Genomic DNA, 24,041 nt, shown 5'->3' with positions numbered 1-24,041 from the left:
GGCGCATGAGAGTTGAGCGGGCGCTACTCGTCCTCACCGCGCTGCTGCTCGTCCGAGGGCTCCCACTCCACCTCGGTCAGCTCGTCCTGACTCGCATCGGGGTCGTGGTAGTGCATCGCGGACTCCTCCGGGGAGTCCCAGCTGGTCGTCCGGCACTCGCGCGCGATCTCTCGGGCCTCGCCGTCGGGGCGGTGCCGGTCGGCATACCGCTGCGACTCCTCCTGCCGCTCCCGCTGGGCGATGCCCTCCTCGTGCGACTGCTCGTCGGCGGTGACCCCGAAGGCGCTGGACCCGACGTAGTGCTCGCCGGTCTGGTAGCCGCGGTCGAGCACGTCGCCCTCGCCGTCGAGCGTGTCCTCCGGCTGCAGCTGGTCCTCCGCGTCGACGCTCCACACCCCGAGGTCGTCGCCGATGGTCTCGCGGTCGGCCTGGTCGCTCATGACGGTGCTCCTTCGCTCGCGCCTGTGGGGCACACAGTAGCGCCGAGACGCCGTCACCGGGAGGGGGAGCATCCCGACCCATGGGTGAGACTGTGCCCATGACCCTCGCCCTCGTGCTCGCGCTGACCGTGGCGCTCGGGGCGGCGCTCCAGCGGGTCTCCGGCATGGGCCTGGGGATGACGGTCGCGCCCGTCATGTCGGTCCTGCTCGGCCCGGTGGCGGGGGTGACGCTGAGCAACGTCGCCGCGGTCGTCGGGGCGGTGCTGCTGGCGGTCGTCATGCGCGCCGACATCGACTGGCGTCGCTTCCGGGCGCTGGCCCCGCTGCTCGTCGTCGGCTCGGTGATCGGGGCGTATGTCGTCCGCGTCGTCTCGCCGGACGTGCTCAACCTGGTCCTCGGCGGGTGCGTCCTGCTCGCGATCGGGGCCGCGCTCGGGCTGCAGCGCTTCCTCGTGGTGCGCGGTCGCGCGGCGGTCCTGGCCACCGGCACCATCGCCGGGTTCATGAACACCACGGCCGGGGTCGCGGGGCCGGCGATGACGGCCTACGGCGTGGCCTCGCGCTGGGGGCACCGGTCGCTGGCCGCGACGCTGCAGCCGATCTTCCTCACCGCCAACCTCGCCTCGATCCTCACCAAGGCGGTCATGGGCGCGACCCCCGAGCCCGGGGTGCTGCCGTGGTGGTCCTGGCTGCTCGCCTGCGCGGCGGTGCCGGTCGGCATCGCGGTGGCCGCACCGCTGACCCGGGTGGTGCCGCTCGGGGTCGCGCGGGCGCTGGCCATCAGCATCGCCAGCGCCGGTGCGGCGCTCGCCCTGGTCCGCGGCCTGGTCGGCCTGATCGGCTGAACGCCGTACCCTGGGTGCTGCCATGAGCAGCACCCAGACCTATGACGTGCGCACCCACGGGTGCCAGATGAACGTGCACGACTCCGAGCGGCTCGCCGGGCTGCTCGAGACGGCCGGGTATACCGATCTCGCCGCCGTGCCGGAGCCCGAGCGCCCGGACGTCGCCGACGTCGTGGTCTTCAACACCTGCGCGGTGCGCGAGAACGCCGCCAACAAGCTCTACGGCAACCTCGGCCAGCTGCGCCCCGCCAAGCAGGCCAACCCGGACATGCAGATCGCGGTCGGCGGCTGCCTGGCGCAGAAGGACCGCTCCACCATCGTCGAGCGCGCGCCCTGGGTCGACGTCGTCTTCGGCACCCACAACGTCGGCTCGCTGCCGGCGCTGCTGGACCGGGCCCGGCACAACAAGGCCGCCGAGGTCGAGATCCTGGAGTCGCTGGAGACCTTCCCCTCGACGCTGCCGACCCGGCGCGACTCGGCCTACTCCGGCTGGGTGTCGATCTCCGTCGGCTGCAACAACACCTGCACCTTCTGCATCGTCCCCGCGCTGCGCGGCAAGGAGAAGGACCGCCGCCCCGGCGAGATCCTCGCCGAGATCGAGGCGCTCGTGGCGCAGGGCGTCGTCGAGATCACGCTGCTGGGGCAGAACGTCAACACCTACGGCGTCGAGTTCGGCGACCGGCTCGCCTTCGGCAAGCTGCTGCGCTCGTGCGGGCAGATCGAGGGCCTGGAGCGGGTGCGCTTCACCAGCCCGCACCCGGCGGCCTTCACCGACGACGTCATCACCGCGATGGCGCAGACCCCGAACGTCATGCCGAGCCTGCACATGCCGCTGCAGTCCGGCTCGGACCGCGTGCTCAAGGCGATGCGGCGGTCCTACCGCTCCACGAGGTTCCTCGGGATCCTGGACCGGGTGCGCGCGCAGATCCCGGACGCGGCGATCACGACCGACCTCATCGTCGGCTTCCCCGGAGAGACCGAGGAGGACTTCCAGGACACGCTCGACGTCGTGCGCGCCTCGCGTTTTTCCAGCGCTTTCACCTTCCAGTACTCCATGCGCCCCGGCACGCCGGCGGCCGAGATGGACGGGCAGGTGCCCAAGGAGGTCGTGCAGGAGCGCTTCGACCGGCTCATCGCGCTGCAGGAGGAGGTCTCCTGGGCCGGCAACCGCGAGCTCGAGGGGCGCGAGGTCGAGGTGCTCGTCGCGCCCGGCGAGGGCCGCAAGGACGCCGAGACCCACCGGCTCTCCGGCCGGGGCCGCGACAACCGGTTGGTCCACTTCGCGGTCCCCGAGGGAGCCGAGGTTCCGCGGCCGGGGGACGCGGTGACCGTGGCGGTCACCTACGGCGCGCCGCACCACCTCGTCGCAGACTCCGGCGTCCAGGGCGGGCGGTATGCCGTCCGCCGCACCGCGGGCGGGGACGCCTGGGCGGCGCTGCAGGAGGGCGGGACGCCCGGCGCGGTGACGAAGCCGGCGGTGAGCCTGGGCATACCGACGATCGGTGCTCCGCCGCTGCCGGACGTGCCCGCGGGTGCCTGCTGCCCCACCGACTGACCGCGCGAGCCAGCCGGCGGCGTGGCTAGGGAGCCTCGCTGCGGGCGGTGCGCTCGCTGAGGTCGGCCCGGCGGTCGGCCTGGCGCGCCTGCTCGGTCGCCTCGCGCGCCTCGGCGGTCTCCTCGCGCGCCTCCCGGCGCTCGTGCTGGGCGACCAAGGCGCGGTAGTCGGCCTCCACCCGGTCGATCCAGGCGCGTGCCTCGGGCTTGCCGTGGAAGCGCACGATGCTCCAGACGATGAGCCCGATCGCGATCGCGCTGGAGGCGAGCATGGTGATCGCCACCGGGCGCCGCCGAAGAGCCACCAGGCGTCCTCCAGCGGCCACCACCCGGGCGGCGGGGGAGAGATCAGCCACACCACCCCGACGGCGATGAGGCCGGCGGTGATGAGCAGCGTCAAGGCGATGCGGGGGATCGTCTCGACGCTCTCGGCGGCGCCGCGCAGCGCCCGGATCTTGACCGGCATGGTCCACCGGCGGGCCCATTCGTACTGCGTCGACAGGATCGCCAGCCCGGCGAAGGTGCCGAGCAGGCCGGGGCCGGGGAGCAGCAGCATGAGGACGCCCGCGACCAGGACGACCCACCCCAGGGTCTCCAGGACGATGCGCTTGGCCGCCGCGTTCACCTGGACAGCGTAGGTCAGCGTCCTGACAGGCGCGAACGGCGAGCACCGTCCCGCTCCGACCGGGCGCGCGACCCCGTGTGACGGATGTGGCAGGCTACGCGCCGTGACATGGAGCCAGGTCGACCGTGACGAGCTGCTCATCCGCTCCGGCAAGGACCCCTTCGTCCGCTTCGCGACCAGCCACGAGCTGGTGGCGGTCGCGGGCCCGCACGGCTGGGCGTGCGCCAGTCCGTGGCGCCCGGGCTCGCGGCACTGGGGCGGCGCCGCCGTCGTCGGGCCGGACGCGCCGGCGGACGCCGAGACCGCGGCGCTACGGGCGATCGCGCTAGCCGCCCCTGATCTCGCGCTGGAGTGGTTCTCCACCGAGGACGGGCGAGAGCTGGCGCTGCCCCCGGCCTACGTCGACACGGGCTCGGGTCGGTGGTCCTTCATGTGGTGCGAGCGCACGTCTGCCGCGGTCGACCCCGCCGGTCTCTCGGCCCAGGGCCTGGAGCTCGTCGAGCTGGCCGACGACGCGGACGCCGACCTGCTCGACGCCTTCGGTCGCACCCATGGCGAGGATCCCTACATGGGCTTCCCCGGGCACGGCTTCGCCTCGCTGTGGCTCGCCGCCCGCGACGAGGTGGGGCAGATCGTCGCCGTCGGGGCCCTGCACGAGCTCGGCTCCGGTATGCCCCACCTCGCCGGCCTCGTCGTGCGCCCAGAGCTGCGCGGCCAGGGGATCGGCGCGCTGCTGACCGAGGCGCTCACCGCGCGGGCGGTGCAGGAGGCTGGCGTCTCGACCCTGTCGGTCTTCACGTCCAACGCGGGCGCCGTCCGGCTCTACGAGCGGCTCGGGTATGCCACCGCCCACCGCTTCCACACCCGCGAGCTGGCCCCGACCGGTCACCCGGCCTGAGGCGGGCGCGACCTACGATGGTGGGGTGAGCGAGCGGCATACCCCAGCGACGCCGGCCCCGATGCCGCCGGCGACGGAGCGCCAGCGCACCGCCGGGCAGGTCGCCGCCTCACTCGTGGCGCTGGAGGCGGTGATCCTCGCCGGGTTCGCGGTGTTCTACCTCGTCGAGCTGGTGCTGGGCCAGGGGCAGGACCTCATGATCGTCATCATGTCGGTGGTGACGATGGTCGTCTTCATCATCGGCCTGAGCTACACCGCGCTCGGCCTGTCGCGCCGCCACCCGCGCTCGCAGGCTCCCGCGATCGCCTTCAACTTCTTGCTGGTGCCCCTCGGCATCGCGCTGCTGCCGCTCGCACCCTGGTGGGTCGGCGTCGGCACGCTCGCCCTCGGGGTGGTCACCGTGGCCGCGACCTTCCTCATGGGTCGGCTGGAGGATCGCGACCAGACCGCCTGAGCGGCCGACTTGTCCTGAGAGCCACGATCATTCCTCCGGGGCGACGACCTGGACCCGCGTGCAGCGCCCGCGGTGCACCAGCACGCCCCGGCCGGGCAGCGGGAGGTCGCCGACCGGGACGCTGACGCCCAGCACGGCGCCGTGGCTGGCGCTGCCCGGCTGCAGCACCACGCCGGTGCGGGCGCGGGCGGCCTGCGGGACGAGCCCGCGGAAGGCGCCCGCCGCGGCCTCGGCGTCCGCCGCGACCAGCAGCTCCATGCGGTATGCCGTCGCCACCTCGACCAGGGCGTCCTCCAGCGGTGACCCCGCCAGGAGGTGGGCGTCGTCGACCACGAGCAGGCCACCGGTGCCGAGCCCGGCGCAGGCGCGACTCACCTCCTCGACCTCCGGCGGGGAGGCGGGGTCCACGACGACCGCGGGCCGGCCGTCGCGCAGCCGGGCGAGGGCGTGGGTGCGTCCGGAGCCGGGCGGCCCGATCACCAGCACGGAGCCTGCGGGGCGCGGCACCGGTGCCGCCTCGTCCCCGCCGACCGCCCACTGCCCGCTCCCGGCCGACCACCGGCGGGGGAGGGCACGGCATACCAGCGGCGGGTGACCCGCGGGGCTCACCGGCTGGCCAGCGGAGGGGAGGACGACGTGCGCCTCGGTGCCGTCGCGCATGCTCACCAGTCGCCCCGGCGGTTGTGTCGTGGGGAGCTGGTGCGGCCGCAACCCGGTCATGAGCAGGTCGCTCGGGTCGTTGAGCCGCAGCGCCCAGGTGCTCGGCAGGGTCGAGGCGACCTTGCCGAGCAGCAGGCTACGGTCGCCGCTGAGCAGGGCGACGACCCCGACCGCCGGGCCCTCGCGCAGGACGCGCAGGGCGACGTCGACCGCACGGCCTCGCTCGACCGGCTCGAAGAGGTCGACGAACCGGTCCCAGCCGTCGAGCACCAGCACCACAGGGACGTGCTCGGCCCCGGCACCGGCCGACTGTCGTGCGCGTACGACTCCCTCGAGCCGGTCCAGGACGCGGATGCCGTGGGCCAGGTCGTCCGGCTGGACCCACCCGACGAGACCCGGGTGTTCGGCGGCCTCCGTGCCCTCCAGCCCGCGCCCGAGGTCGAGCACGACGACCCACGCGCCGTCGGCCCGGCTCAGCAGGGACCGCAGCGCCGTCGTACGCCCCGAGCGCGCCGCGCCGACGAGACCCACGTGATGGTCCCCGACCCAGGTCAGCGCCTCCCGCGCCTGCCGGGACGGGACGTCGGCCAGCGCCCACGCACGAGGCTCCCCGGAGAGCGTCCCCAGCTCCTCCGGCAGCGGCGGGTGCCAGACCACCGGCGGGTGCAGGTCCGCCTGCTCGGCCGCCTCCCGCAGCGTGGTCGCGAGCGCGCCGAGGTCATCCGCCTCCGCCTCCGCCTCCGCGGGCCGGTCCAGCACCCGTCGAGCGGACCAGATGTCCGGCACGACCTGGACGTCCCACCCGGACGACGACCGGCGGCGGGGTGGGCCGACGCGGGCGACCTGGATGGCGCGGGGGAGGTCGGCGCCGGTGCGCCAGAGCGCGAGGCCCGGTCTGCCCTCGGGGAGCAGTGCCGCCTGGGCGGTCTCGATGACGTCGTGCGAGTCCGCGGAGTCCCGCAGTCGCAGGGCGATGCGCAGGTTGACGTTGGCCCGCAGGTCGGGTCCGACGACACCGGCCGGCCGCTGGGTGGCGAGCACCAGGTGGACCCCGAGGCTGCGCCCGACGGCGGCCAGCCGGATGAGGCCGCCCATCACCTCGGGGACCTCCTCGGCCAGCACCCGGAACTCGTCGATCACCACCACGAGTCGTGGCAGGCCGGGCACCTCGGCGGCGTCCTTGACCCCCGCGGCGGCGACCACGCCCTCCCGGCGGGTCAGCTCGGCCCGGAGCGAGGCGAGCACCCGGCCGGCGAGGTGCGGGTCGAGGTCGGTCACCATCCCCGTGACGTGCGGGAGCAGCGCGCAGTCGCCGAGCGAGGAGCCGCCCTTGAAGTCGACGAGCAGCAGCGCGAGGTCGCCCGGCGAGCGGCGCAGCGCCAGCCCCACCACGAGGGAGCGCAGCAGCTCCGACTTGCCGGCGCCGGTCGTCCCGGCGACGAGGGCGTGCGGTCCGTCCCGGACCAGGTCGATCGTCACGGGGCGTCCCGCGGCGTCGTGACCGAGGTCGACCGCGAGGCCCGGGGTATGCCCCGCCCACGTGGCGAGCGCGTCCTCGACACTGTCGGGCCACCCCACCAGCTCGCTCAGGGGCGGGGAGCCGCCCGGCAGGGCCGGTGCGTCGGGATCGCCGTCCACCGCGTCCCGGGCGCGCAACGGAGCGAGCGCGTGCCCGAGCGCCCGGGCGCGGGCCAGGCCCAGCGTGGTCGGGGTGAAGGTCACCTCGTCCTGCCCAGGGACCTGGAGGACGGCTCGGGTGCCGGAAGTGAGCACGATGCGGGTGGCGCCCGCCGGCGCTGCGTGACGTCGTCGACCAGGAGGAGGTCCTCCCCCCACCGGAGTGTTCTCCCGTCGGGAGTCGACCCGCTCGTGCTGGTCTGCGGTAGCCACCCCAGCAGGTCCCAGGCCGCACCGGGCGCACGCGCAGGGTCGAGCAGCAGCGTCCACTGCGTCGGAGGGTGACGGGTCGCGAGCTGCAGGACCAGGGACCGGGTGAAGGCCTCCCGGAGCGCCCGTGCTCCGCAGACCACCAGCGGGCCTGCCAGGGTGAGCGGCAGCGGAGCCGCGTCGTGCCACAGCGCCTCGTCCTCGAGCCGCACCGACGACGGACACGCGTACTCGCCCAGGCATACCTCCAGGTCCTCCGCCGAGCACTCCCAGAGCGACGTCGAGGGGTGCGGCACGAGCCTGGTGGTCACGCCGACCAGGCACGGATGCCTCTCCCGCAGCAGCATCAGCTCCTCCGCGAGGTAGCGCCGCGCACGGTGTTCATTCTTGCGGCGTACCCGTGCGTGCTCGACGAGGGCCTCCTCGTGCTCCAGCCGCGCGGCCCGGCGGTCGCCCAGGAAGTGACCCAGGACCATCGCCGGGCCGAGCAGCCCGAAGAGCAGCAGCCAGGGCATCCGCAGGAGCAGCGCGACGGCCAGCGCCACGACGAGCGGCAGGCTCCACGTCCAGGCGCTCGGCGGCCGGACCCGACGACGCGCCGCCGCGGCCGGCGTGGTGAGCTCACGGGTCGGGACAGCACGCGCCGAGCGCGGCCACGGGACCACCTCGCGGACCCCGCCACCGCTCACCTGACGCGCCGGAGCCGGGGGGCGCGGCACGAGCACGACACCGGATCCGCCGATGAGCAGCCGGTCACCCACCGGCCACGTGCCGGACGGCTGCCGCGTGCCGCTCTCCCAGGCCAGGCCGTTCGTCGACGCGAGATCCTCGACGCGCACGCCGTCGCGGTCCTGGCGCACGCGCAGATGGCGTCGCGACAGCCCAGGGTCGGCGATGGTCAGGTCGCAGCGCGGGTCCCTGCCTACGGTGACCCATCGCCCAGGAGGCAGGGCCGCGGTGCCACCCGCGTCCGGTCCGGTGGTCACGACCAGCCGGGGCAGCCCCGCCGCCTCCTCCGGAGACGTCCCGCCGTCGTCGAGGTCGCTGCCGTGCTCCAGGGGCAGGGAGCCCCGCTCCTCGGGTTCTCCTGTGAAGGCCGGGCCGTCGACCTGCCGACGCAGGTCGCCGACGGTCGCGCCGTCGGGAGCGGTGACCGCGAGATGCTCCACCCGGTCCCGGCGTGCCCGCGTGACGATGACTCGCATACCCCGATCTTGCGCAGGTCGATCTCCGGCCCACCCGAGTTATCCACAGGTGGGGACCGGGGCCGGCGTCGATGCCGCTCGGCCACCTACAGTCGTGGGCAGAGGGCGCGACCCTTGGCAAAGGACGGGTGTCGGTGTCAGGATCGGCCGGAGCATCGGGTGCGGGTATGCCGGGAGGCCGCAGCTCGCAGGAGAGTGACGGGGAGGCAGGGCAGATGTCGGCGACGGCGTTGCAACTGCTCGAGGACGACGTCCGCGAGCTCATCCGGCGACGGCGCCTGGACCCCACCCGCGACGACGCGGCCGTGCACGACCTGGTCGGCGAGGTGCTCGACGACTACGACGACCGCTCCCTGGTGGGCGGGCTCGTGCCGATCACCGACCGCAAGGAGGCGCACCGCGCCCTCGTGGAGTCGGTGGCGGGCTTCGGGCCGCTGCAGCCCTACCTCGACGACCCGGCGGTCGAGGAGATCTGGATCAACGAACCGACCAGGGTCTTCGTCGCCCGCAACGGTCGCTCCGAGCTCACCCCGACCCTGCTCAGCGAGCAGCAGGTGCACGACCTGGTGGAGCGCATGCTGCGCAGCTCCGGCCGTCGGGTCGACCTGAGCAGCCCTTTCGTGGACGCGAGCCTGCCCGACGGCAGCCGTCTGCACGTGGCGATCCCGGACATCACCCGACGGCACTGGGCGGTCAACATCCGCAAGTTCGTCGTCGCCGCCGACGAGCTCGCCGACCTGGTGCGGCTAGGCACGCTCTCCGCCCAGGCGGCACGTTTCCTCGAGGCCGCTGTGGCCAGCGGGCTCAACATCCTCGTGGCTGGAGGCACGCAGGCGGGCAAGACGACGATGCTTAACTGCCTTACGACGGCCATCCCTCCCGGCGAGCGCGTCGTGACCTGCGAGGAGGTCTTCGAGCTCAAGGTCAACCTCCGGGACGTCGCCGCGATGCAGTGCCGGCAGCCGAGCCTGGAAGGGACCGGGGAGATCCCGTTGCGACGGCTGGTCAAGGAGGCGCTGCGGATGCGCCCCGGGCGGATCATCGTCGGAGAGGTCCGGCAGGAGGAGAGCCTGGACCTGCTCATCGCCCTCAACAGCGGGTTGCCCGGGATGTGCACGATCCACGCCAACTCGGCCCGCGAGGCCGTGACGAAGATGTGCACCCTGCCGCTGCTGGCCGGCTCCAACGTGAGTAGCAGCTTCGTGGTGCCCACGGTCGCCGGCTCGGTCGACATCGTGGTCCACCTCGCCCTCGAGGCCGACGGCAGCCGCCAGGTGCGCGAGATCGCCGCGCTCCCAGGACGCACCGAGGGGGAAGTCGTCGAGATCGCCGACCTCTTCGTGCGGTCCGGCACCGACCTCGTGCGCGCCGACGGCTTCCCACCGCACCGCGAGCGCTTCGCCCGCGCGGGCTTCGACCTCGGGCAGCTGCTGGGGCAGGGCGCATGATCGCGGGCGCGGGGTGGGGGCTGCTGCTCGGTCTCGGGCTCGCCAGCATCTGGTGGTCGTTCTGGCCGCGGCAGGAGCGCCTGGGGCGCCGCCCCGGTGCACGTCGCCTGGAGCGGTTGCAGGACCAGATCGTGCTCGCCGGCGTCCGCGGTCTGGGCGCGCGCACCTTGCTCATCCTCTGCCTGACCGCGGCCCTCGTCGTGCTGCTGCTCGGGTATGCCGTGACCCGCGTCTGGACCATCAGCGTCTGCTTCGCGGTGATGGCGGCCTGGTTGCCGCTGGCGGTCGTCCTGGCGCGCGCCCGACGCCGGCGGTCACGGCTGCGCGACGTCTGGCCCGACGCCGTCGACCACGTCCAGTCGGCGGTTCGGGCCGGGCTGGCGCTCCCCGAGGCGCTCGTGCAGCTCGCGGACCGCGGGCCGGAGGCGCTCCGACCCGCCTTCGAGGAGTTCGCCCACGACTACCGGGCGACAGGCCGGTTCTCGGAGAGCCTGGACCTGCTCAAGGAGCGCCTGGCGGACCCGGTGGCCGACCGCCTGATCGAGGCACTCCGGATCGCCCGTGACGTCGGCGGCACCGACCTGGGGCGGGTGCTGCGCACGCTCTCCACCTTCCTGCGGGACGACGCACGGGCTCGTGCCGAGCTCGAGGCGCGCCAGTCCTGGACCGTCAACGCAGCCCGGCTGGCGATGGCTGCCCCGTGGGCGGTGCTGCTTCTGCTGGCCACGCGAGGGAGCACGTTGCAGGCCTACGGCACGCCCGCCGGAGCGCTGGTGCTGGCCATCGGTGCGGCGCTGTCCCTGGTGGCCTACCGGGTCATGGTCGCCGTCGGGCGACTGCCGGAGGAAGCACGGGTGCTGCGATGAACCCGGCCTGGTGGGGTGCGGTCCTCGGCCTGACGCTGGGTGCGGGCCTGGTGCTCGTCTGGGCCGGCTTGCCGGTGGCCCGTCGTGTCGACCTGGCCGACCGCATCGAGCCCTACCTTGACCGCCCGCCCCGTAAGTCCCGTCTCCTCGCCCTCGACGACCCGCAGCCCTGGGAGGTCAGCGACCTGCTGACCCCGCTGGCACGTCGGGCCGCGCATCTGCTGGACCGGCTGCTGGGAGGGGCTGACTCGGTGCGCAGCCGCCTCCACCGTGCCGGCCTTGCCGGTGACGTGGAGGGCTTCCGGGTGCAGCAGGTGGTCTGGGGGGTGCTGGCCGCAGCGGCCGCGGTGGCGCTGGGAGCGCTGCTCTGGTTCGCCCGGGGGACCAGCCCCGCCATCGTCCTGCTCCTGGTGGGGGCTGCCTTCCTGGCCGGTGTCGTGGCCCGCGACTGGATGCTCAGTCGGGCGGCGACCCGTCGCGAGCACCAGATCATGGCCGAGTTCCCGGCTGTCGCGGAGCTCCTCGCCCTGTCGATCACGGCGGGCGAGGGCACGGCCCAGGCGTTGGAACGGGTGGCCCGACTCTCCCGGGGAGAGCTGGCGGCCGAGCTCGACCTGTGCCTGGCCCAGGCCCGGACCGGCGCCAGCCTCCCCGAGGCCCTCCAGGGTCTCGGATACCGGACCGGTGTCGCGCCGATCGTCCGCTTCGTGGACGGCCTGGTCGTCGCCCTGCAGCGAGGGACCCCGCTGGGCGAGGTGCTGCGGGCCCAGGCCGCCGACGCCCGCGAGTCGGCACGTCAGCAGCTCATCGAGGAGGGCGGCAAGCGCGAGATCACCATGATGATCCCGGTCGTCTTCCTCATCCTGCCCGTGACGGTGCTCTTCGCCGTCTTCCCCGGCGTGACCCTGCTGCGCCTCAGTCTCTAGAGATCCACCACCAGAAGGAGAACGACCATGACCCGACGCTTCCGCGTGAACCCCGCTGGCCTGCGGCACCGTGTCCGCCTGTGGCTGTCCGAGCCGGAGCGCGGTGACGTGCCCGGGTGGGTGCTCATCACCATCATGACCGCCGCGCTCGTGACCGCCCTGCTGCTGGTCGCCGAGCCCCTCCTCACCAGCCTGTTCTCCGAGGCCGTCAACTCCGTCGGCGGCTGACATGCGCCTCGCCGCGACCGACCGGGGCGCGGCTCCCGCGGAGTTCGCGATGTTGGCCGGGTTGGTCAGCGTCCTCATGCTCGGCGTCATGCAGCTCGCCTTCGGGCTGCACCTGCACAACACCGCGACCGCGCACGTCGTCGAGGGGGCGCGGGTGGCGCCCGGGTCGACAGCACCCCCGCGGACGGTGCCCGCAGGGCCCAGGAGCTGATGGCCTCGAGCCTGCCCGGCGGGGCAGCGGGAGTGACCGTCACGTCCGGTCGCACCACCGTGGGCGGAGTGGAGGTGGTCGAGGTGAGCGCGACGATGCGGCTGCCGCTCGTCGGGCCGCTCGGCCCTGACCGGCAGATGACCGTGGTCGGGCAGGCCTTCGCGGAGGACCAGTGAGAGCGACGGCCACGGCAGCGAGCTCGCCGCGGATCGCGTCGGACCGTGGGTCGATGACCGTCGAGGTCGCCTTCCTCCTCGTGCTGCTCGTCGTCCCGCTCTTCTACCTCGTCGGCACGGTCGGGCGGGTCCAGGCCGGCGCGTATGCCGTGACCGCCGCGGCCCGTGAGGCGGGTCGCGCCTTCGTCACGGCCGACGGTGTCGAGGCTGCCTCGTCCCGGGCCCAGGTGGCGGCTGCCCTGGTCTACCGCTCGCACGGCTTCGAGGACGGTGACGGTGGGGTGCAGGTCTCCTGTCCCGACGGCGGGTGCCTGGCTCCCGGCACGACGGTGCTCGTCGACTCGCAGATCAGCGTCGAGCTGCCGCTGGTGCCGGACTTCATGCGTGACCGGGTGCCCACCTCCGTCACCCTCACGTCCACCCACCACGAGCCCGTGGACGAGTTCCGGGGAGGCGGACGATGACGGGGACTCTCACGGAGGAGCGCGACGGCGGCCAGATCAGCATCCTGCTCATCGGCATGGTCGCGCTGACGCTGACCATCGTCTTCGCCGTCATCGGGGTGACCTCGGTGCAGCTGAGCCGGATCCAGCTGCTCGACGCGGCGGACGCCGCGGCCCTCGACGCCAGCGACGCGCTGGCCCGCGAGCAGATCTACGAGGGTGGGCTCGGCACGGGCCCCCCGGTGACCGACCAGACGGTCATCGACGCCGCCTCCGAGCATCTGGCGCGACGCGTGCAGCCCTCGCGCATCGAGGAGTGGGGTCTGGGCAGCGGCACCGGCACCACGGACGGCCGCACGGCGGTCGTCACCGTCACCGGCCGGGCCAGCATCCCGGTGGTCAGCTCGGTGCTGGAGGCCTTCGGGGGCGGCGTGACCATCACCGTGACCTCGTCCGCGCGCTCGGAGGTGGCGGGGTGAGGCATACCGGGCAGGCGCCTGACACGATGACCCGGTGCGAGACATCACGACCGAGATCTTCGAGGCCGTCCTCTTCGACAACGACGGGACCCTGACCGACTCCCGCGGGCCGGTGGAGCGCTCGTGGCGTGCCTGGGCGGCCGAGCACGACGTGCCCCTCGAGCGGTTCGGCCACTTCCACGGGGTGACGAGCCGGGGGATCGTCGAGCGGGTCGCGCCGCACCTGAACGCGGACGCCGCCACCGCCGACATCGACCGGCGCGAGCTGGAGGACGTCGAGGGCATCGTGGCCCTGCCCGGCGCGGTCGACGCGCTGGCCGCCGTGGGGGAGCGGGGCGCCATCGTGACCTCTGCCGGTCGGGAGCTGGCCCAGGTGCGGATCCGTGCCGCCGGGCTGATCCAGACCTCGGTCGTCGTCACCGCCGACGACATCAGCGCCGGTAAGCCCGACCCGGAGCCCTACCTCACCGGGGCCCGCCTGCTCGGCGCCGACCCGGCGCGCTGCCTGGTCGTCGAGGACGCTCCCGCGGGGCTGCAGGCCGGCCGGGCGGCTGGTGCGGCCACCCTCGCGCTGCTGACGACGACCGAGCAGGACGCGCTCGAGCCCGACGCCGACCTGGTGGTCGAGTCGCTGGCCGACATCCGCTTCGAGCAGGTCGACGGGGGAGTGCGGGTCCACCTGCAGGTGCGCTGACGGCGCCCGCCCGGCGCCCGAGCGGTGACCGGGCTGCGCGAGCCCCGCTTGCAGCCGCGTCGTCCACTGAACGCCGGGATGTCACTGATGAGCCCAGTCGAGGAGGCTCATGAGTGACGAACCGGCGCTCAGTGCCGGTTGGCGACCCCCATCGCTCCGGGTTCGGGTATGCCCGACACACCCCCAGGCACGCCGCTGACCTGCGAGGCCTGACAAGAGCGGTTACCTACGTTACCGTAACCTACGCAAGCGAAACCTACGTCTGCGTAGGTTGCTCCCCGACCAGAGAGGTGTCACCTCGCATGGCCGCACCCACTGCCCAGCCCATCCACCTGCCCACCCACACCGACCGTCCCCGGCCCACGATCATCCAGGGCGGCATGGGGGTGGCCGTCTCCGGATGGAGACTGGCCCGACAGGTGGCGCGCAACGGGCAGCTCGGTGTGGTCTCCGGCACGGCCATGGACGCGGTGCTCAGCCGGGTCCTGCAGGACGGCGACCCGGGCGGGCACTACCGCCGGGCGCTGGCCGCCTTCCCCAGCCAGGAGATGGCTCAGCGGGTGCTGGACAAGTACTTCGTCGACGGCGGCAAGGCGCCGGGCACGCCCTACAAGCCCATCCCCAAGCTGACCCTGGAGACCGCCCGCGCCGGGCAGGAGCTGGGCGTCGTCGGCAACTTCGCCGAGGTGTGGCTGGCCAAGGAGGACCTGGCCCAGCACTCCACCGAGGGCGCCGTCGGCATCAACTGCCTCGAGAAGGTTCAGATGGCCAACCCCGCGGCGATCCTGGGCGCCATGATCGCCGGGGTCGACTACGTGCTCATGGGCGCGGGCATACCCCGGGAGATCCCGCAGCTGCTGCGCTCCCTCGCCGCGGGTGAGCCGGGCAGCATCTCCGCGGACGTGCTCGGGGGCAAGATGCGCCGGACCATCACCGTCGACCCTGTCGACCTGCTCGGCGACGACCTGCCCACGCTGACCCGTCCCGACTTCCTGGCGATCATCTCGGTGGACCAGCTGGCGAACTACCTGCACCGCGACCCCGAGATCCGCCCCGACGGTTTCGTGGTCGAGCGGCCCCCGGCCGGCGGCCACTCCGCCCCGCCGCGCGGCAAGATGCAGCTCGACGAGGCCGGCGAGCCCGTCTACGGTGACCGTGACGAGGCCAACCTCGCCAAGATGGTCGACATCGGGCTGCCGTTCTGGATGGCGGGGGCCTACTCCACCCCCGACAAGGTCGCCGAGGCCCTCGCCGCCGGCGCGGTCGGGGTCCAGGTCGGCACGCTCTTCGCGCTGTCGCAGGACTCCGGCCTGGCCGACGGCCCGCGCGGGCAGCTCATCGGACGGCTGCGCACCGGCGAGCTCGCCGTCCGCAACGACCCCCGCGCCAGCCCGACCGGCTTCCCGTTCAAGGTCGCGACCCTGGAGGGCACCGCCAGCCAGGTCGAGGTCTACGAGGCCCGTCCCCGGCTGTGCGACCTGTCCTACCTGCGCCAGCCCTACGAGCGCGAGGACGGCGAGATCGGCTACCGCTGTGCCTCCGAGCCGGTGCACATGTATCTCAAGAAGGGCGGCGACGAGGCCGACACCGTCGGACGCAAGTGCCTGTGCAACGGGCTCATGGCCAACATCGGCCTGGGGCAGGAGCGCAAGGACGGGTATGCCGAGGACACCCTCGTCACGCTCGGCCAGGACCTCGCCGGTGCCACCGCACTCATCGAGCGGCACCCCGAGGGCTGGACCGCGGTGCAGGCCCTGGACTACCTGCAGGAGCAGGTGCCCGCCGCGGCCGGCCTGCGGCACACCGCCTGAGCAGGCTCTGCCCCGGCCGGCCCGGCGCGTGCTTATCATCGGGTGACGCACCGCCGCGCCGGCCCGCCCCTCGCAGGGACCGCTCCGTGGCGCACCACGCACCGTCAGGAGGGTCGACGATGACCGGCAGTGAAGCACGCACCGACCGGGCGCGGGAGGAGCGCAAGGTCCTCGCCGGCACCCTGGTCGGCACCACCATCGAGTGGTACGACTTCTTCATCTACGCCCAGGCGGCCGCGCTCGTCCTCGGCCAGCTCTTCTTCGCGCCCATGGGCGAGGGCGGCGCGCAGCTCGCGGCGTGGGCCTCCCTCGGCATCAGCTTCCTCGTGCGCCCGCTCGGCGCCGTCGTCGCCGGGCACCTCGGTGACCGCTTCGGCCGCAAGGTCGTCCTCGTCTTCACCCTGGTCGGCATGGGCGGCGCCACCGCGATCATCGGGCTGCTGCCGACGTATGCCCAGATCGGCGTCGCGGCCCCGGTCCTGCTGATCTTCCTGCGGCTGCTCCAGGGCTTCTCCGCCGGCGGTGAGTGGGGCGGCGCCGCGCTCATGTCGGTCGAGCACGCGCCGCTGGGCAAGCGGGGCCTGTTCGGGGCCTACCCGCAGATCGGCGTCCCCATCGGCATGATCGTCGCGACGCTGTTCATGTTCGGCCTCAGCACCTTCATGACCGACGAGCAGTTCCTCACCTGGGGCTGGCGCATCCCGTTCCTCTTCTCCATCGTGCTCATCGGCTTGGGGTACTGGATCCGCCGGCAGGTCGAGGAGTCGCCGGTCTTCGCCGAGATGGCCCGGCTGCGGCAGAAGGAGTCGGCCCCGCTCGGCGAGCTCTTCCGGCACCACCGCAAGAACGTCATCCTCGCCGCGCTCATCTTCGCCGCCAACAACGCGGCGGGCTACCTCGTCATCGCCTACTTCAACGGCTACGGCGTCGACGCGCTGGGCATGGAGCGCACCGAGACGCTCATCGCCTCCTTGCTCGGCGGCGTGGGGTGGTTGGTCTTCACGCTCTACGGCGGCTACCTCTCCGACCGGATCGGTCGCGTGCTGACCTTCCAGATCGGCTACGGCATCATCATCCTCTGGGCGATCCCCATGTGGTTCCTGCTCGACACCGCGTCGTTGCCGCTCTTCACGCTGGCGATCCTCGTGCTCACCGTCGGGCTCGGGCCGTCCTACGGCCCGCAGTCGGCGCTCTACGCCGAGATGTTCCCCGCCCGGGTGCGCTACTCCGGCGTCTCCATCGGGTATGCCCTCGGCTCGATCGTCGGCGGCGCCTTCGCCCCGCTCATCGCCGAGCTGCTGCTGCAGCGCACCGGCCAGTCCTGGACCATCGGCGTCTACATCGCCGTCCTGGGCCTGATCTCCTTCGTCGCCGTGTCGATGGTGCCGAAGTCGCTGCAGGACTCCGACCTGCACCAGCACGAGCCCGCCCAGACCTGAGCCGCGTCACTGCCCGGGGCCGAAATGCGGTCGCCCGCTGTCCGCAGCGAGCCCTAGTGTGCCGGGCATGAGCGACATCACGATCGACGAGGTGGGCCGCCCCGAGCCGCCGCTGGCGGCCGGGGAGGCGGCCACGCTGGCTGGCTTCCTCGACTACCAGCGCGCGACGCTGGAGTGGAAGACCCGTGACCTGGAGGCCGACGGGTTGCGGGTGCGGCTGCCCGGGCATACCAGTGCCCTGACGCTGGCCGGGCTGCTCAAGCATCTGGCGTGGGTCGAGGACTACTGGTTCACCGAGGTCCTCTCCGAGACCGCCATGCCGGCGCCGTGGGCGGACGTCGACTGGGAGGCGGACGAGGACTGGGAGTGGAACAGCGCCCTGTCGCAGGAGGCCGATGACGTCCGCAGGACCTGGGAGACGTCGGTCGGGCGCTCGCGGCGGGCCCTGCGCGAGGCGCTCACGTCGGACGCGGAGGACCCGCTCGGCGTGACGCACCCGGCGTGGGGCGGCCGGGGCCACGTCTCGGTGCGGTGGATCCTCACCCACATGGTCGAGGAGTATGCCCGGCACAACGGCCACGCCGACCTGCTGCGCGAGCTCGCCGACGGGCAGACGGGGGAGTGACCGTCCTCGCGGTCAGGAGAGCCGGAAGTGGTGCACCTCGAGGGCGGCGGGGTCGATGCGGCCGGGTGACATCGTCGTGACGTCGAAGCCGAAGAGCGCGGTGCTGACCGCCGAGGCGTAGGTCTCGGTGTCACCGTGGTCAGGCTCATCCGGCAGCGCGTTGCCCGTCTCCTCCTCGACGGCTCCCTCGGCGTGAACCACCTGCCGCGCGAGGTCGCCCGGAGGCTCTCGGACCAGCAGCACGGCCGTGTCCGCGGGGGAGGACCAGAGCACGGACCACCAGGTGTCCTCCTCCTGCGGAGGCCAGCCCATCGTCGCGTCCATCGGCACCGGCCCGGCGACGAAGGGGATCCCGTCGTAGATCCCTGCCGCAGAACGGTCGGGATCCGCCACTAGCTCGGACAGCGGGCCCGTCCCCTCGTAGCTGGCGGGTGAACCGCTGAGGACCTGGACCCACTGCTGGGCCACGGCGGGGTCGGGGTCGAGCGAGGCGGTCGCGAGCGTGTCGACCGGGCGACCCGGGCTGACGGCATTGAGAGCGAGGTGCATTCAGTCCTCCAGGAGTTCGTCGATGGTGAGGTGCTGGGCTTCGAGCGCGAGAGCGGCGACGTCCTCGACGGTGGCGGCATCATAGAGACGAGGCGGTCGCGTGGGAATCGCAGTGCTCTCCACCAGGGTGCCGCGGACCGTGCGGCGTATTTCAGCCTCACCGTTGGTCGGCAAGTCGAGGCTGCGTGAGCTGTGTGGGTCACGCAGCGTGACCCACAAGGGCGGGCGTGATCGGACCGTGTCGTCCCAGCGGGTTTCCCTGGCCGAACCCAACCGGGCAGCCTCGCCAGTGCGGACGAACCCGATCCGACGGATCGAGTGCTGCCCGTGGCGCAGATCGACGAAGATCTTGTCCCCTGTCACGTCGACCGTGATCCGCGGGCTGCTGGCGGTGCCGGGCCATGCTGGCTGGAGGTCCAGGCACCAGGGCTCGCCGGAGACGTGACGCTGCTCGGCCTCTCGGGCCGTGATGAAGCCCCACAGCGCGTTGCTCTCGCCGACACGGCGGGCTCCATACGTTGGCACTCCCGGAGCCGGCACAGGTTCCCAGGTCGCGGGCAGCGGACCGAACTCCGCCTGCGGCAGGGCGTCGAGACGCTGCGTGACCCCCAGAAGAGACGGCTCGATCAGGGCGTTGACGTCGCGGGGGTCGATAGGGCCGGGCACCGAGAGCAGGTCGAGGTCGGCTGCGGTCAGGGTGTGCCAGGTCCGCTCGTCGTGCTCACCGGCCGGGTAGTGCCGTACCTGGCGGGAGGCCACCCCGTAGGAAGGGAAGACCTCCCAGGCCACGACACGCGCTCCGCCGTCGTGATGCTCGTTGATGTCGTCGACCAAGAGGTCGTGCTCCCCGTGCGCCGAACGAGAGAGCGCGTGCTCCTGCACCAGCGTGCGTGACTCGTACCAAGCGGTGGTTCCGGAACCGGCTGAGAAGGCGTAGACGATGGTGGTCCGGTCGCCATCCGTCACCTCGACACTGACGAACCCCTCGGTCTCGAACAGCTCCCAGGCCTCATCGACGGAGACGAGCTCACTGCTGAAGTCGTGGGTCGAGCGGTCCCAGAACTGTCCGTACCTCACCCGCATACGCCCATCCTGCCTCGCCGGTTGCGTCACTGGCGCCACCACGGCTGCTCCGGCAGCTCGAAGTCCTGCAAGATCTTCACCCCTCGTCCATTCGCATACCTCCGCATATCACTGGGGATGTCATCGAGCTGTCGCGGCAGGACGATGTGGAGCTCGCCCTCGATGGCGGTGAAACCGCCCTGCCGCGCCCCTCGCGAGCTCCGCACGTTGGCGATGGTGGCGCCGCTCGGATAACGATCAGCGATCTGGTTGACGTAACGCTTCCAGGTGGTGGGGTTGATCTCGCTGAGCTGGCTGCCCTTGAACTCCAGGATGGCGCCAGGGCTGAGTCTTCTGCCTCGCTCGTCCACCTTGGGCGGGATCCATCCGTCGACCACGACGTACTTCCCGCGGCCGCCGTAGCCCGGCGGCGCGTTGAGGTACACGTGCCCGAAACCGCCACGGTCCTTCGTCGCGGCGGTCAGGGCCGCGTCATGCGCCTGCCCGTTGAAGATGCGTCCCAGGTGGCGCAGGCCAGGCGGAAGATTCGCGATCCGCTCGGGGGAGATGAGGAACCGGCCGCGGAAGAAGTCGCCAGCCGTGGGCAGCCGACCATGGGTCGTGAGGAAGTCATCGAGCTGCTGGGCGTCGACGAGGTCGGTCAACCGAAGACCGCGGATCTTGACGTTGTCGGCGTTGCGGGCCAGGTTGCGGACCGCCACAGCTCCGTCACCGGCCAAGGGCACCATTCCTGCGGCGGACCAGCCAGCGTTACCCCAGTCGCCCTCGGAGGCATACCAGAGCGCGTTGCCGACGTCGACGGGTGTGCCGATCACGGGGACGACTGAGGCCCAGTCGGCCGCGACGTGCCGGTCCAGGCGCTCCGCTTCCTTGTTGTCCGCGGCGATGTCGGCCTGCAGGTCCTCGAGCTCCCTGCCCAGAACCCCGGCGATCTCCTTCCCGGCCGCCGGATCGCCGAGGTTGGTGGCGACGGCGAACGTTCCGACCACCGTCTGGCCCTCGTCCATCGGCCAGCCGCGGCGCACCAGGTGCCGGGTGAGACCGTCCAGGCCGATCTCCTCGCCGTCGACCGACCTGGTCTGAGGCCGGTCGTCGTCGAGCAGCGCCTGGACGGTCCCAGGGTGGTTGCGCAGCCCGAGGAGCAGCTGCGTCATCGGGTCCATCGGACCGTCCTCGAAGCCGGGGAGCATGGGTGGACCGGTGCCGGTCCACCACATCTCGTGGCCGCCCTCGTGGTGGCGCTCCTGCACATACACCCGCTCGACCGCGGACTGCAGGAACTGCGGATCCCAGTTGCCCGTGGTCGTGAGGAAGGTGAGGATCGCTGCGTCGTCGCCCGGTGTCGCCAGCTCACCGGGCTCGGCGGCGAACGTCGGGGTCGTCATTGCCGTGAGCCAGCGCTCCCGGACGTCGTCGTCGAGGGCCAGGTCGCCGGTGTTGCTCGTGGCCTGACCCAGGGACGTGCCCAGGCCCTGCACGATGGTGTCGTAGTCGGCGGCGTAGGAGTCGGGCGGATCCTCCTCCATCTGGAGGAAGCGGTTGTTGGCCTTCGCGAGGTTCTCCAGGAAGGAGGCGACGACCGCGGGGTCGGTCTGCTCCGCGAGCTCCGCCGCGAAGTAGGGGTCGTGGGCGTTCTCCTTGAGCAAGTCGACGATCTCCTGCGGGAGCTCACCCTCCTCGTTGATGAGGTCCTCATACATGGGCGAGCCGTAGATCGTCATGAGCTCGGCCGCCCGCCGCGCGTCCGCCTCCGCCTCGTGCGGCGACTGCGTGGGCAGCTGTGACTCGTCGATCGTCACCACGTCCATGCCCTGCGGCAGCATGGAGTTGACCAGCTCGGCCAGTGCGAGGCGACGCCGCAGACCCGGAAGCTCGTCGATCACCCAGTCCAGCGCCCTGCCCGGGGTGTAGAGCCCCTCCGAGGAGAGGTCGACCGACTGGATCACTCGCTGCATGCGACCGACCTGGGTGGGTATGCCCGTGTCGGCGGTCTCCATGCCCTTGATGAGGTCGTGGAAGAACTCGAGGTGGATCTTGACCTCGCTCATCGGCCCCACCCGTAGTCCCGGTGCTCCTTCTCGATCTGGTGCGGGTGCGCCGGGCCCTGCTCTCCGCGGATCTCGCTCAGCGAGAGGTCCGGTCCGGTGCGGAGCCGGCGCTGGTTGTCGCTCAGGGCTGCCGCGAAGTCGTCCGCGCTGCTGCTCACCCAGGCCCCGTTGTCGAGGGCACGCCGCACGCCGTCGAGCAGCGCCGCCATCTCGGAGGCGATCTCTCCCATGTCTCGTTCGGCGTCGTCGATGTCCTGGCGGTAGAAGTTGGTGAACGTCTCCGGCTCATCGTCCTCTGCCACGGCGCTACCCCTCCTGTGCGCGTCCCGGCAGCCAGCGTAGCAAGGCACCGCTCGTCCTCGTCGAGGCCCGCTGGGCGTAGGCTTGTCGCTCGTGGCAGTCGACTTCGAGACCGAGATCAAGCAGCTCCGCGCGACGATGGCGTCGGTGCGTGAGGTCACCGACCTGGAGCGGCTGGGGGCGCAGATCGCCGACCTCGAGGAGCAGGCCAGCAAGCCCGACCTGTGGGACGACGTCGAGAACGCGCAGAAGGTCACCTCGGCGATGTCGCGGGCCAAGGCCGAGCACGACAAGGTCACCGGCATGGACTCCCGCATCGACGACCTCGAGGCGCTGGTCGAGCTCGGTCGCGAAGAAGGTGGCGCGGATGGCGACCAGGTCTTGGAGGAGGCCGAGAAGGAGCTGGCCTCGCTGCGCAGGGCGGTGGAGCAGCTCGAGGTCCGCACCCTGCTCAACGGGGAGTACGACATCCGCGAGGCGGTCGTCACCATCCGCTCCGGCGCCGGGGGAGTGGACGCCGCGGACTTCGCCGAGATGCTCATGCGGATGTACCTGCGCTGGGCCGAGCGGCACGACTACCCGACCGCGGTGCTCGACACCTCCTACGCCGAGGAGGCCGGCCTCAAGTCGGCCACCTTCGAGGTCAAGGTGCCGTATGCCTTCGGCACGCTCGCGGTCGAGGCCGGCACCCACCGGCTCGTCCGGATCAGCCCGTTCGACAACCAGGGGCGCCGGCAGACCAGCTTCGCCGCCGTCGAGGTGGTCCCGCTCATCGAGAGCACCGACACCATCGACATCCCCGAGGCCGACCTCAAGGTCGACGTCTTCCGCTCCAGCGGGCCGGGCGGGCAGTCGGTCAACACCACCGACTCCGCGGTGCGCATGACGCACATCCCCACCGGCACCGTCGTCTCGATGCAGAACGAGAAGAGCCAGATCCAGAACCGCGCGGCAGCGCTGCGCGTGCTCCAGTCGCGCCTGCTCCTGCTGAAGAAGCAGGAAGAGGACGCCGCCCGCAAAGAGATGGCCGGCGACATCAAGGCCTCCTGGGGCGACCAGATGCGCTCCTACGTCCTGCACCCCTACCAGATGGTGAAGGACCTGCGCACCCACCACGAGGTCGGCTCCACCTCGGCCGTCCTCGACGGCGACATCGACGACTTCATCGACGCCGGCATCCGGTGGAAGCGCTCCGCCGACCGCGAGCAGGACTGACCGGACCCTCCTGACGCCAGGGCCCTGCGGGGCCCGGCGACGGCATACCCGAACGTCCGCGGGCGACTCTTGACGCCGCCCAAGTCTCGGGTCTGATCTCCCTATACGGAATCGAACTTCCACTAAAGGGAAATCGCCGTCGGGTAGATCGTCCGCACCAAGGTCGACTCGCGGCGCATCGCCAACGGCCTGCGCGCCGACATGCTCTCCACCATGGCCGCGCCGGTCTTCAACTCCTTCCCCCAGTCCGGCTTCGCGCAGACGTCGGGCTCGTCGCGGTGACCGGCATCCGCTCGCGCTGGGTCGTCACCGCGGGCGGCGGCATCCTCGTGCTCCTCGGCCTGCTGACGCCGAGCGCGTCCTCTTCGTCGTCGACAGCGCCCTCACCCTCACCCTCGAGGGCACCGAGCACGCGCTGGAGCCGGGCAGCTACGCCTTCCTCCCGCCCGGGGCGGCTTGGACCCTGCACAACCGGAGCGAGGAGACCGCGACCTTCCACTGGGTCCGCAAGGCCTACCAGCGGGTGCCGGGGCTGGACCTGCCCGAGGCCTTCGTCACGCATGAGCGCGACGTCGAGGCCGGCGCGATGCCGGACACCGACGGGGTGTGGCGCACCCAGCGCTTCGCCGACCCCACCGACGTGCGGCACGACGTGCACGTCAACATCGTGACCTTCGAGCCCGGCGGGGCCATCCCGTTCCCCGAGACGCACGTCATGGAGCACGGGCTCTGCGTCCCGGAGGGCAAGGCGATGTACCTGCTCAACAGCGACTGGGTCGAGGTGCAGGCCGGGGACTTCATGTGGCTGCGCGCGTTCTGCCCGCAGGCCTGCTACGCCGGCGGCCCCGGCCGGTTCCGCTACCTGCTCTACAAGGACGTCAACCGGCACGCGGCCCTGACCCTCTGAGCACCTCCTGACGAACGCCGGCGGG

General features: G+C 72.3%; 25 protein-coding genes and 3 pseudogenes. 19 read left to right on the top strand and 9 right to left on the bottom strand.

Annotated features, from left to right (window positions below; genetic code table 11):
• Window positions 1-23: 23 nt before the first annotated feature.
• Window positions 24-440 carry a hypothetical protein gene (locus BJF80_RS07540; protein WP_075812614.1) on the bottom strand — a complete coding sequence of 139 codons (417 nt, stop codon included), beginning with the start codon at window positions 438-440 and terminating at the stop codon, window positions 24-26.
• A gap of 98 nt (window positions 441-538) precedes the next feature.
• On the opposite strand from BJF80_RS07540, the gene BJF80_RS07535 reads away from it, so the two are divergent.
• Window positions 539-1,285 carry a sulfite exporter TauE/SafE family protein gene (locus BJF80_RS07535; RefSeq protein WP_143554026.1) on the top strand — a complete coding sequence of 249 codons (747 nt, stop codon included), beginning with the start codon at window positions 539-541 and terminating at the stop codon, window positions 1,283-1,285.
• A 22-nt stretch (window positions 1,286-1,307) separates the two neighbouring features.
• Complete coding sequence (gene miaB, locus BJF80_RS07530) at window positions 1,308-2,840, top strand: tRNA (N6-isopentenyl adenosine(37)-C2)-methylthiotransferase MiaB (protein WP_075812611.1); 1,533 nt, start codon at window positions 1,308-1,310, stop codon at window positions 2,838-2,840.
• A gap of 25 nt (window positions 2,841-2,865) precedes the next feature.
• Here miaB and BJF80_RS19240 read toward each other — a convergent pair whose 3' ends face one another.
• Window positions 2,866-3,195, bottom strand: coding sequence for a hypothetical protein (locus BJF80_RS19240; RefSeq protein ID WP_202817166.1), 330 nt, complete (start codon window positions 3,193-3,195; stop codon window positions 2,866-2,868).
• A 110-nt stretch (window positions 3,196-3,305) separates the two neighbouring features.
• A pseudogene (locus BJF80_RS20725) lies at window positions 3,306-3,605 on the bottom strand (PGPGW domain-containing protein); the annotation flags it as partial.
• Between BJF80_RS20725 and BJF80_RS07515 the strand changes: the two are divergent.
• Both BJF80_RS07515 and BJF80_RS07510 read left to right on the top strand, forming a co-directional pair.
• Window positions 3,568-4,362: a GNAT family N-acetyltransferase gene (locus tag BJF80_RS07515; RefSeq protein ID WP_075812607.1), complete on the top strand. Its 795-nt coding sequence runs from the start codon at window positions 3,568-3,570 to the stop codon at window positions 4,360-4,362. The pseudogene BJF80_RS20725 and the gene BJF80_RS07515 sit on opposite strands and share 38 nt — an antisense overlap.
• Before the next feature lie 25 nt (window positions 4,363-4,387).
• Window positions 4,388-4,816 (top strand): hypothetical protein, encoded by a 429-nt coding sequence (locus tag BJF80_RS07510; protein ID WP_143554025.1) that lies wholly within the window; start codon window positions 4,388-4,390, stop codon window positions 4,814-4,816.
• Window positions 4,817-4,843: 27 nt separating this feature from the next.
• Here the strand turns inward: BJF80_RS07510 and BJF80_RS07505 are convergent, their stop codons facing one another.
• Together BJF80_RS07505 and BJF80_RS07500 are read right to left on the bottom strand one after the other, a co-directional pair.
• Window positions 4,844-7,198 (bottom strand): FtsK/SpoIIIE domain-containing protein, encoded by a 2,355-nt coding sequence (locus BJF80_RS07505; protein ID WP_143554024.1) that lies wholly within the window; start codon window positions 7,196-7,198, stop codon window positions 4,844-4,846.
• Window positions 7,195-8,568, bottom strand: a complete 1,374-nt coding sequence (locus BJF80_RS07500; RefSeq protein ID WP_075812601.1) for an FHA domain-containing protein — start codon at window positions 8,566-8,568, stop codon at window positions 7,195-7,197. The genes BJF80_RS07505 and BJF80_RS07500 overlap by 4 nt, the downstream gene beginning before the upstream one ends.
• Window positions 8,569-8,783: 215 nt before the next feature.
• Here BJF80_RS07500 and BJF80_RS07495 point away from each other — a divergent pair, with 215 nt between their 5' ends.
• The 12 genes from BJF80_RS07495 (at window position 8,784) to BJF80_RS07445 (ending at window position 17,914) form a co-directional block, all read left to right on the top strand.
• On the top strand, window positions 8,784-10,016 hold the full coding sequence (locus tag BJF80_RS07495) for a TadA family conjugal transfer-associated ATPase (RefSeq protein ID WP_075812599.1): 1,233 nt from the start codon (window positions 8,784-8,786) through the stop codon (window positions 10,014-10,016).
• Complete coding sequence (locus tag BJF80_RS07490) at window positions 10,016-10,882, top strand: type II secretion system F family protein (protein WP_083652599.1); 867 nt, start codon at window positions 10,016-10,018, stop codon at window positions 10,880-10,882. The genes BJF80_RS07495 and BJF80_RS07490 overlap by 1 nt, the downstream gene beginning before the upstream one ends.
• Complete coding sequence (locus BJF80_RS07485) at window positions 10,879-11,808, top strand: type II secretion system F family protein (protein WP_075812595.1); 930 nt, start codon at window positions 10,879-10,881, stop codon at window positions 11,806-11,808. Before BJF80_RS07490 ends, BJF80_RS07485 begins: the two co-directional genes overlap by 4 nt.
• Before the next feature lie 27 nt (window positions 11,809-11,835).
• Window positions 11,836-12,036 carry a hypothetical protein gene (locus tag BJF80_RS07480; RefSeq protein WP_022924883.1) on the top strand — a complete coding sequence of 67 codons (201 nt, stop codon included), beginning with the start codon at window positions 11,836-11,838 and terminating at the stop codon, window positions 12,034-12,036.
• 1 nt (window position 12,037) lies between these two features.
• Window positions 12,038-12,247 carry a TadE family protein gene (locus BJF80_RS19960; RefSeq protein ID WP_083673518.1) on the top strand — a complete coding sequence of 70 codons (210 nt, stop codon included), beginning with the start codon at window positions 12,038-12,040 and terminating at the stop codon, window positions 12,245-12,247.
• On the top strand, window positions 12,247-12,423 hold the full coding sequence (locus BJF80_RS19955; protein WP_237767484.1) for a hypothetical protein: 177 nt from the start codon (window positions 12,247-12,249) through the stop codon (window positions 12,421-12,423). Before BJF80_RS19960 ends, BJF80_RS19955 begins: the two co-directional genes overlap by 1 nt.
• Before the next feature lie 53 nt (window positions 12,424-12,476).
• Entirely contained in the window at window positions 12,477-12,887 is a 411-nt protein-coding gene (locus tag BJF80_RS07470; protein WP_075812593.1) for a hypothetical protein, read from the top strand.
• Window positions 12,884-13,345, top strand: coding sequence for a pilus assembly protein TadG-related protein (locus BJF80_RS07465; protein ID WP_075812591.1), 462 nt, complete (start codon window positions 12,884-12,886; stop codon window positions 13,343-13,345). Before BJF80_RS07470 ends, BJF80_RS07465 begins: the two co-directional genes overlap by 4 nt.
• A gap of 34 nt (window positions 13,346-13,379) precedes the next feature.
• Entirely contained in the window at window positions 13,380-14,039 is a 660-nt protein-coding gene (locus BJF80_RS07460) for an HAD-IA family hydrolase (RefSeq protein WP_143554023.1), read from the top strand.
• A gap of 302 nt (window positions 14,040-14,341) precedes the next feature.
• Window positions 14,342-15,850, top strand: coding sequence for a beta/alpha barrel domain-containing protein (locus tag BJF80_RS07455; RefSeq protein ID WP_075812589.1), 1,509 nt, complete (start codon window positions 14,342-14,344; stop codon window positions 15,848-15,850).
• 119 nt (window positions 15,851-15,969) lie between these two features.
• Window positions 15,970-17,289: an MFS transporter gene (locus tag BJF80_RS07450; RefSeq protein ID WP_143554022.1), complete on the top strand. Its 1,320-nt coding sequence runs from the start codon at window positions 15,970-15,972 to the stop codon at window positions 17,287-17,289.
• Between the two features lie 67 nt (window positions 17,290-17,356).
• Window positions 17,357-17,914, top strand: coding sequence for a DinB family protein (locus BJF80_RS07445; RefSeq protein WP_075812585.1), 558 nt, complete (start codon window positions 17,357-17,359; stop codon window positions 17,912-17,914).
• Between the two features lie 12 nt (window positions 17,915-17,926).
• Here BJF80_RS07445 and BJF80_RS07440 read toward each other — a convergent pair whose 3' ends face one another.
• Genes BJF80_RS07440 through BJF80_RS07425 form a run of 4 tightly spaced genes read right to left on the bottom strand, consistent with a single transcriptional unit; the run spans window position 17,927 to window position 21,896 of the window.
• Window positions 17,927-18,463 (bottom strand): hypothetical protein, encoded by a 537-nt coding sequence (locus BJF80_RS07440; protein ID WP_075812583.1) that lies wholly within the window; start codon window positions 18,461-18,463, stop codon window positions 17,927-17,929.
• Window positions 18,464-19,546 (bottom strand): hypothetical protein, encoded by a 1,083-nt coding sequence (locus BJF80_RS07435; protein ID WP_075812581.1) that lies wholly within the window; start codon window positions 19,544-19,546, stop codon window positions 18,464-18,466. It lies immediately after the preceding gene.
• A 26-nt stretch (window positions 19,547-19,572) separates the two neighbouring features.
• Window positions 19,573-21,594 (bottom strand): hypothetical protein, encoded by a 2,022-nt coding sequence (locus tag BJF80_RS07430; RefSeq protein ID WP_143554021.1) that lies wholly within the window; start codon window positions 21,592-21,594, stop codon window positions 19,573-19,575.
• Complete coding sequence (locus BJF80_RS07425; protein ID WP_022924870.1) at window positions 21,591-21,896, bottom strand: hypothetical protein; 306 nt, start codon at window positions 21,894-21,896, stop codon at window positions 21,591-21,593. The genes BJF80_RS07430 and BJF80_RS07425 overlap by 4 nt, the downstream gene beginning before the upstream one ends.
• A gap of 91 nt (window positions 21,897-21,987) precedes the next feature.
• Between BJF80_RS07425 and prfB the strand changes: the two genes are divergently transcribed.
• The 3 genes and pseudogenes from prfB to BJF80_RS07410 all read left to right on the top strand — a co-directional run.
• Window positions 21,988-23,109 (top strand): peptide chain release factor 2, encoded by a 1,122-nt coding sequence (gene prfB, locus BJF80_RS07420; RefSeq protein ID WP_075812577.1) that lies wholly within the window; start codon window positions 21,988-21,990, stop codon window positions 23,107-23,109.
• 147 nt (window positions 23,110-23,256) lie between these two features.
• A pseudogene (locus tag BJF80_RS19950) lies at window positions 23,257-23,498 on the top strand (solute carrier family 23 protein); the annotation flags it as partial.
• A pseudogene (locus BJF80_RS07410) lies at window positions 23,435-24,016 on the top strand ((S)-ureidoglycine aminohydrolase); the annotation flags it as partial. The pseudogenes BJF80_RS19950 and BJF80_RS07410, both read left to right, overlap by 64 nt.
• Window positions 24,017-24,041 lie beyond the last annotated feature (25 nt).

It is taken from the genome of Serinicoccus sp. CUA-874 (assembly GCF_001942225.1).
Taxonomy (GTDB): domain Bacteria; phylum Actinomycetota; class Actinomycetes; order Actinomycetales; family Dermatophilaceae; genus Ornithinicoccus; species Ornithinicoccus marinus.
This window is presented reverse-complemented; position numbering and strand designations above follow the sequence as displayed.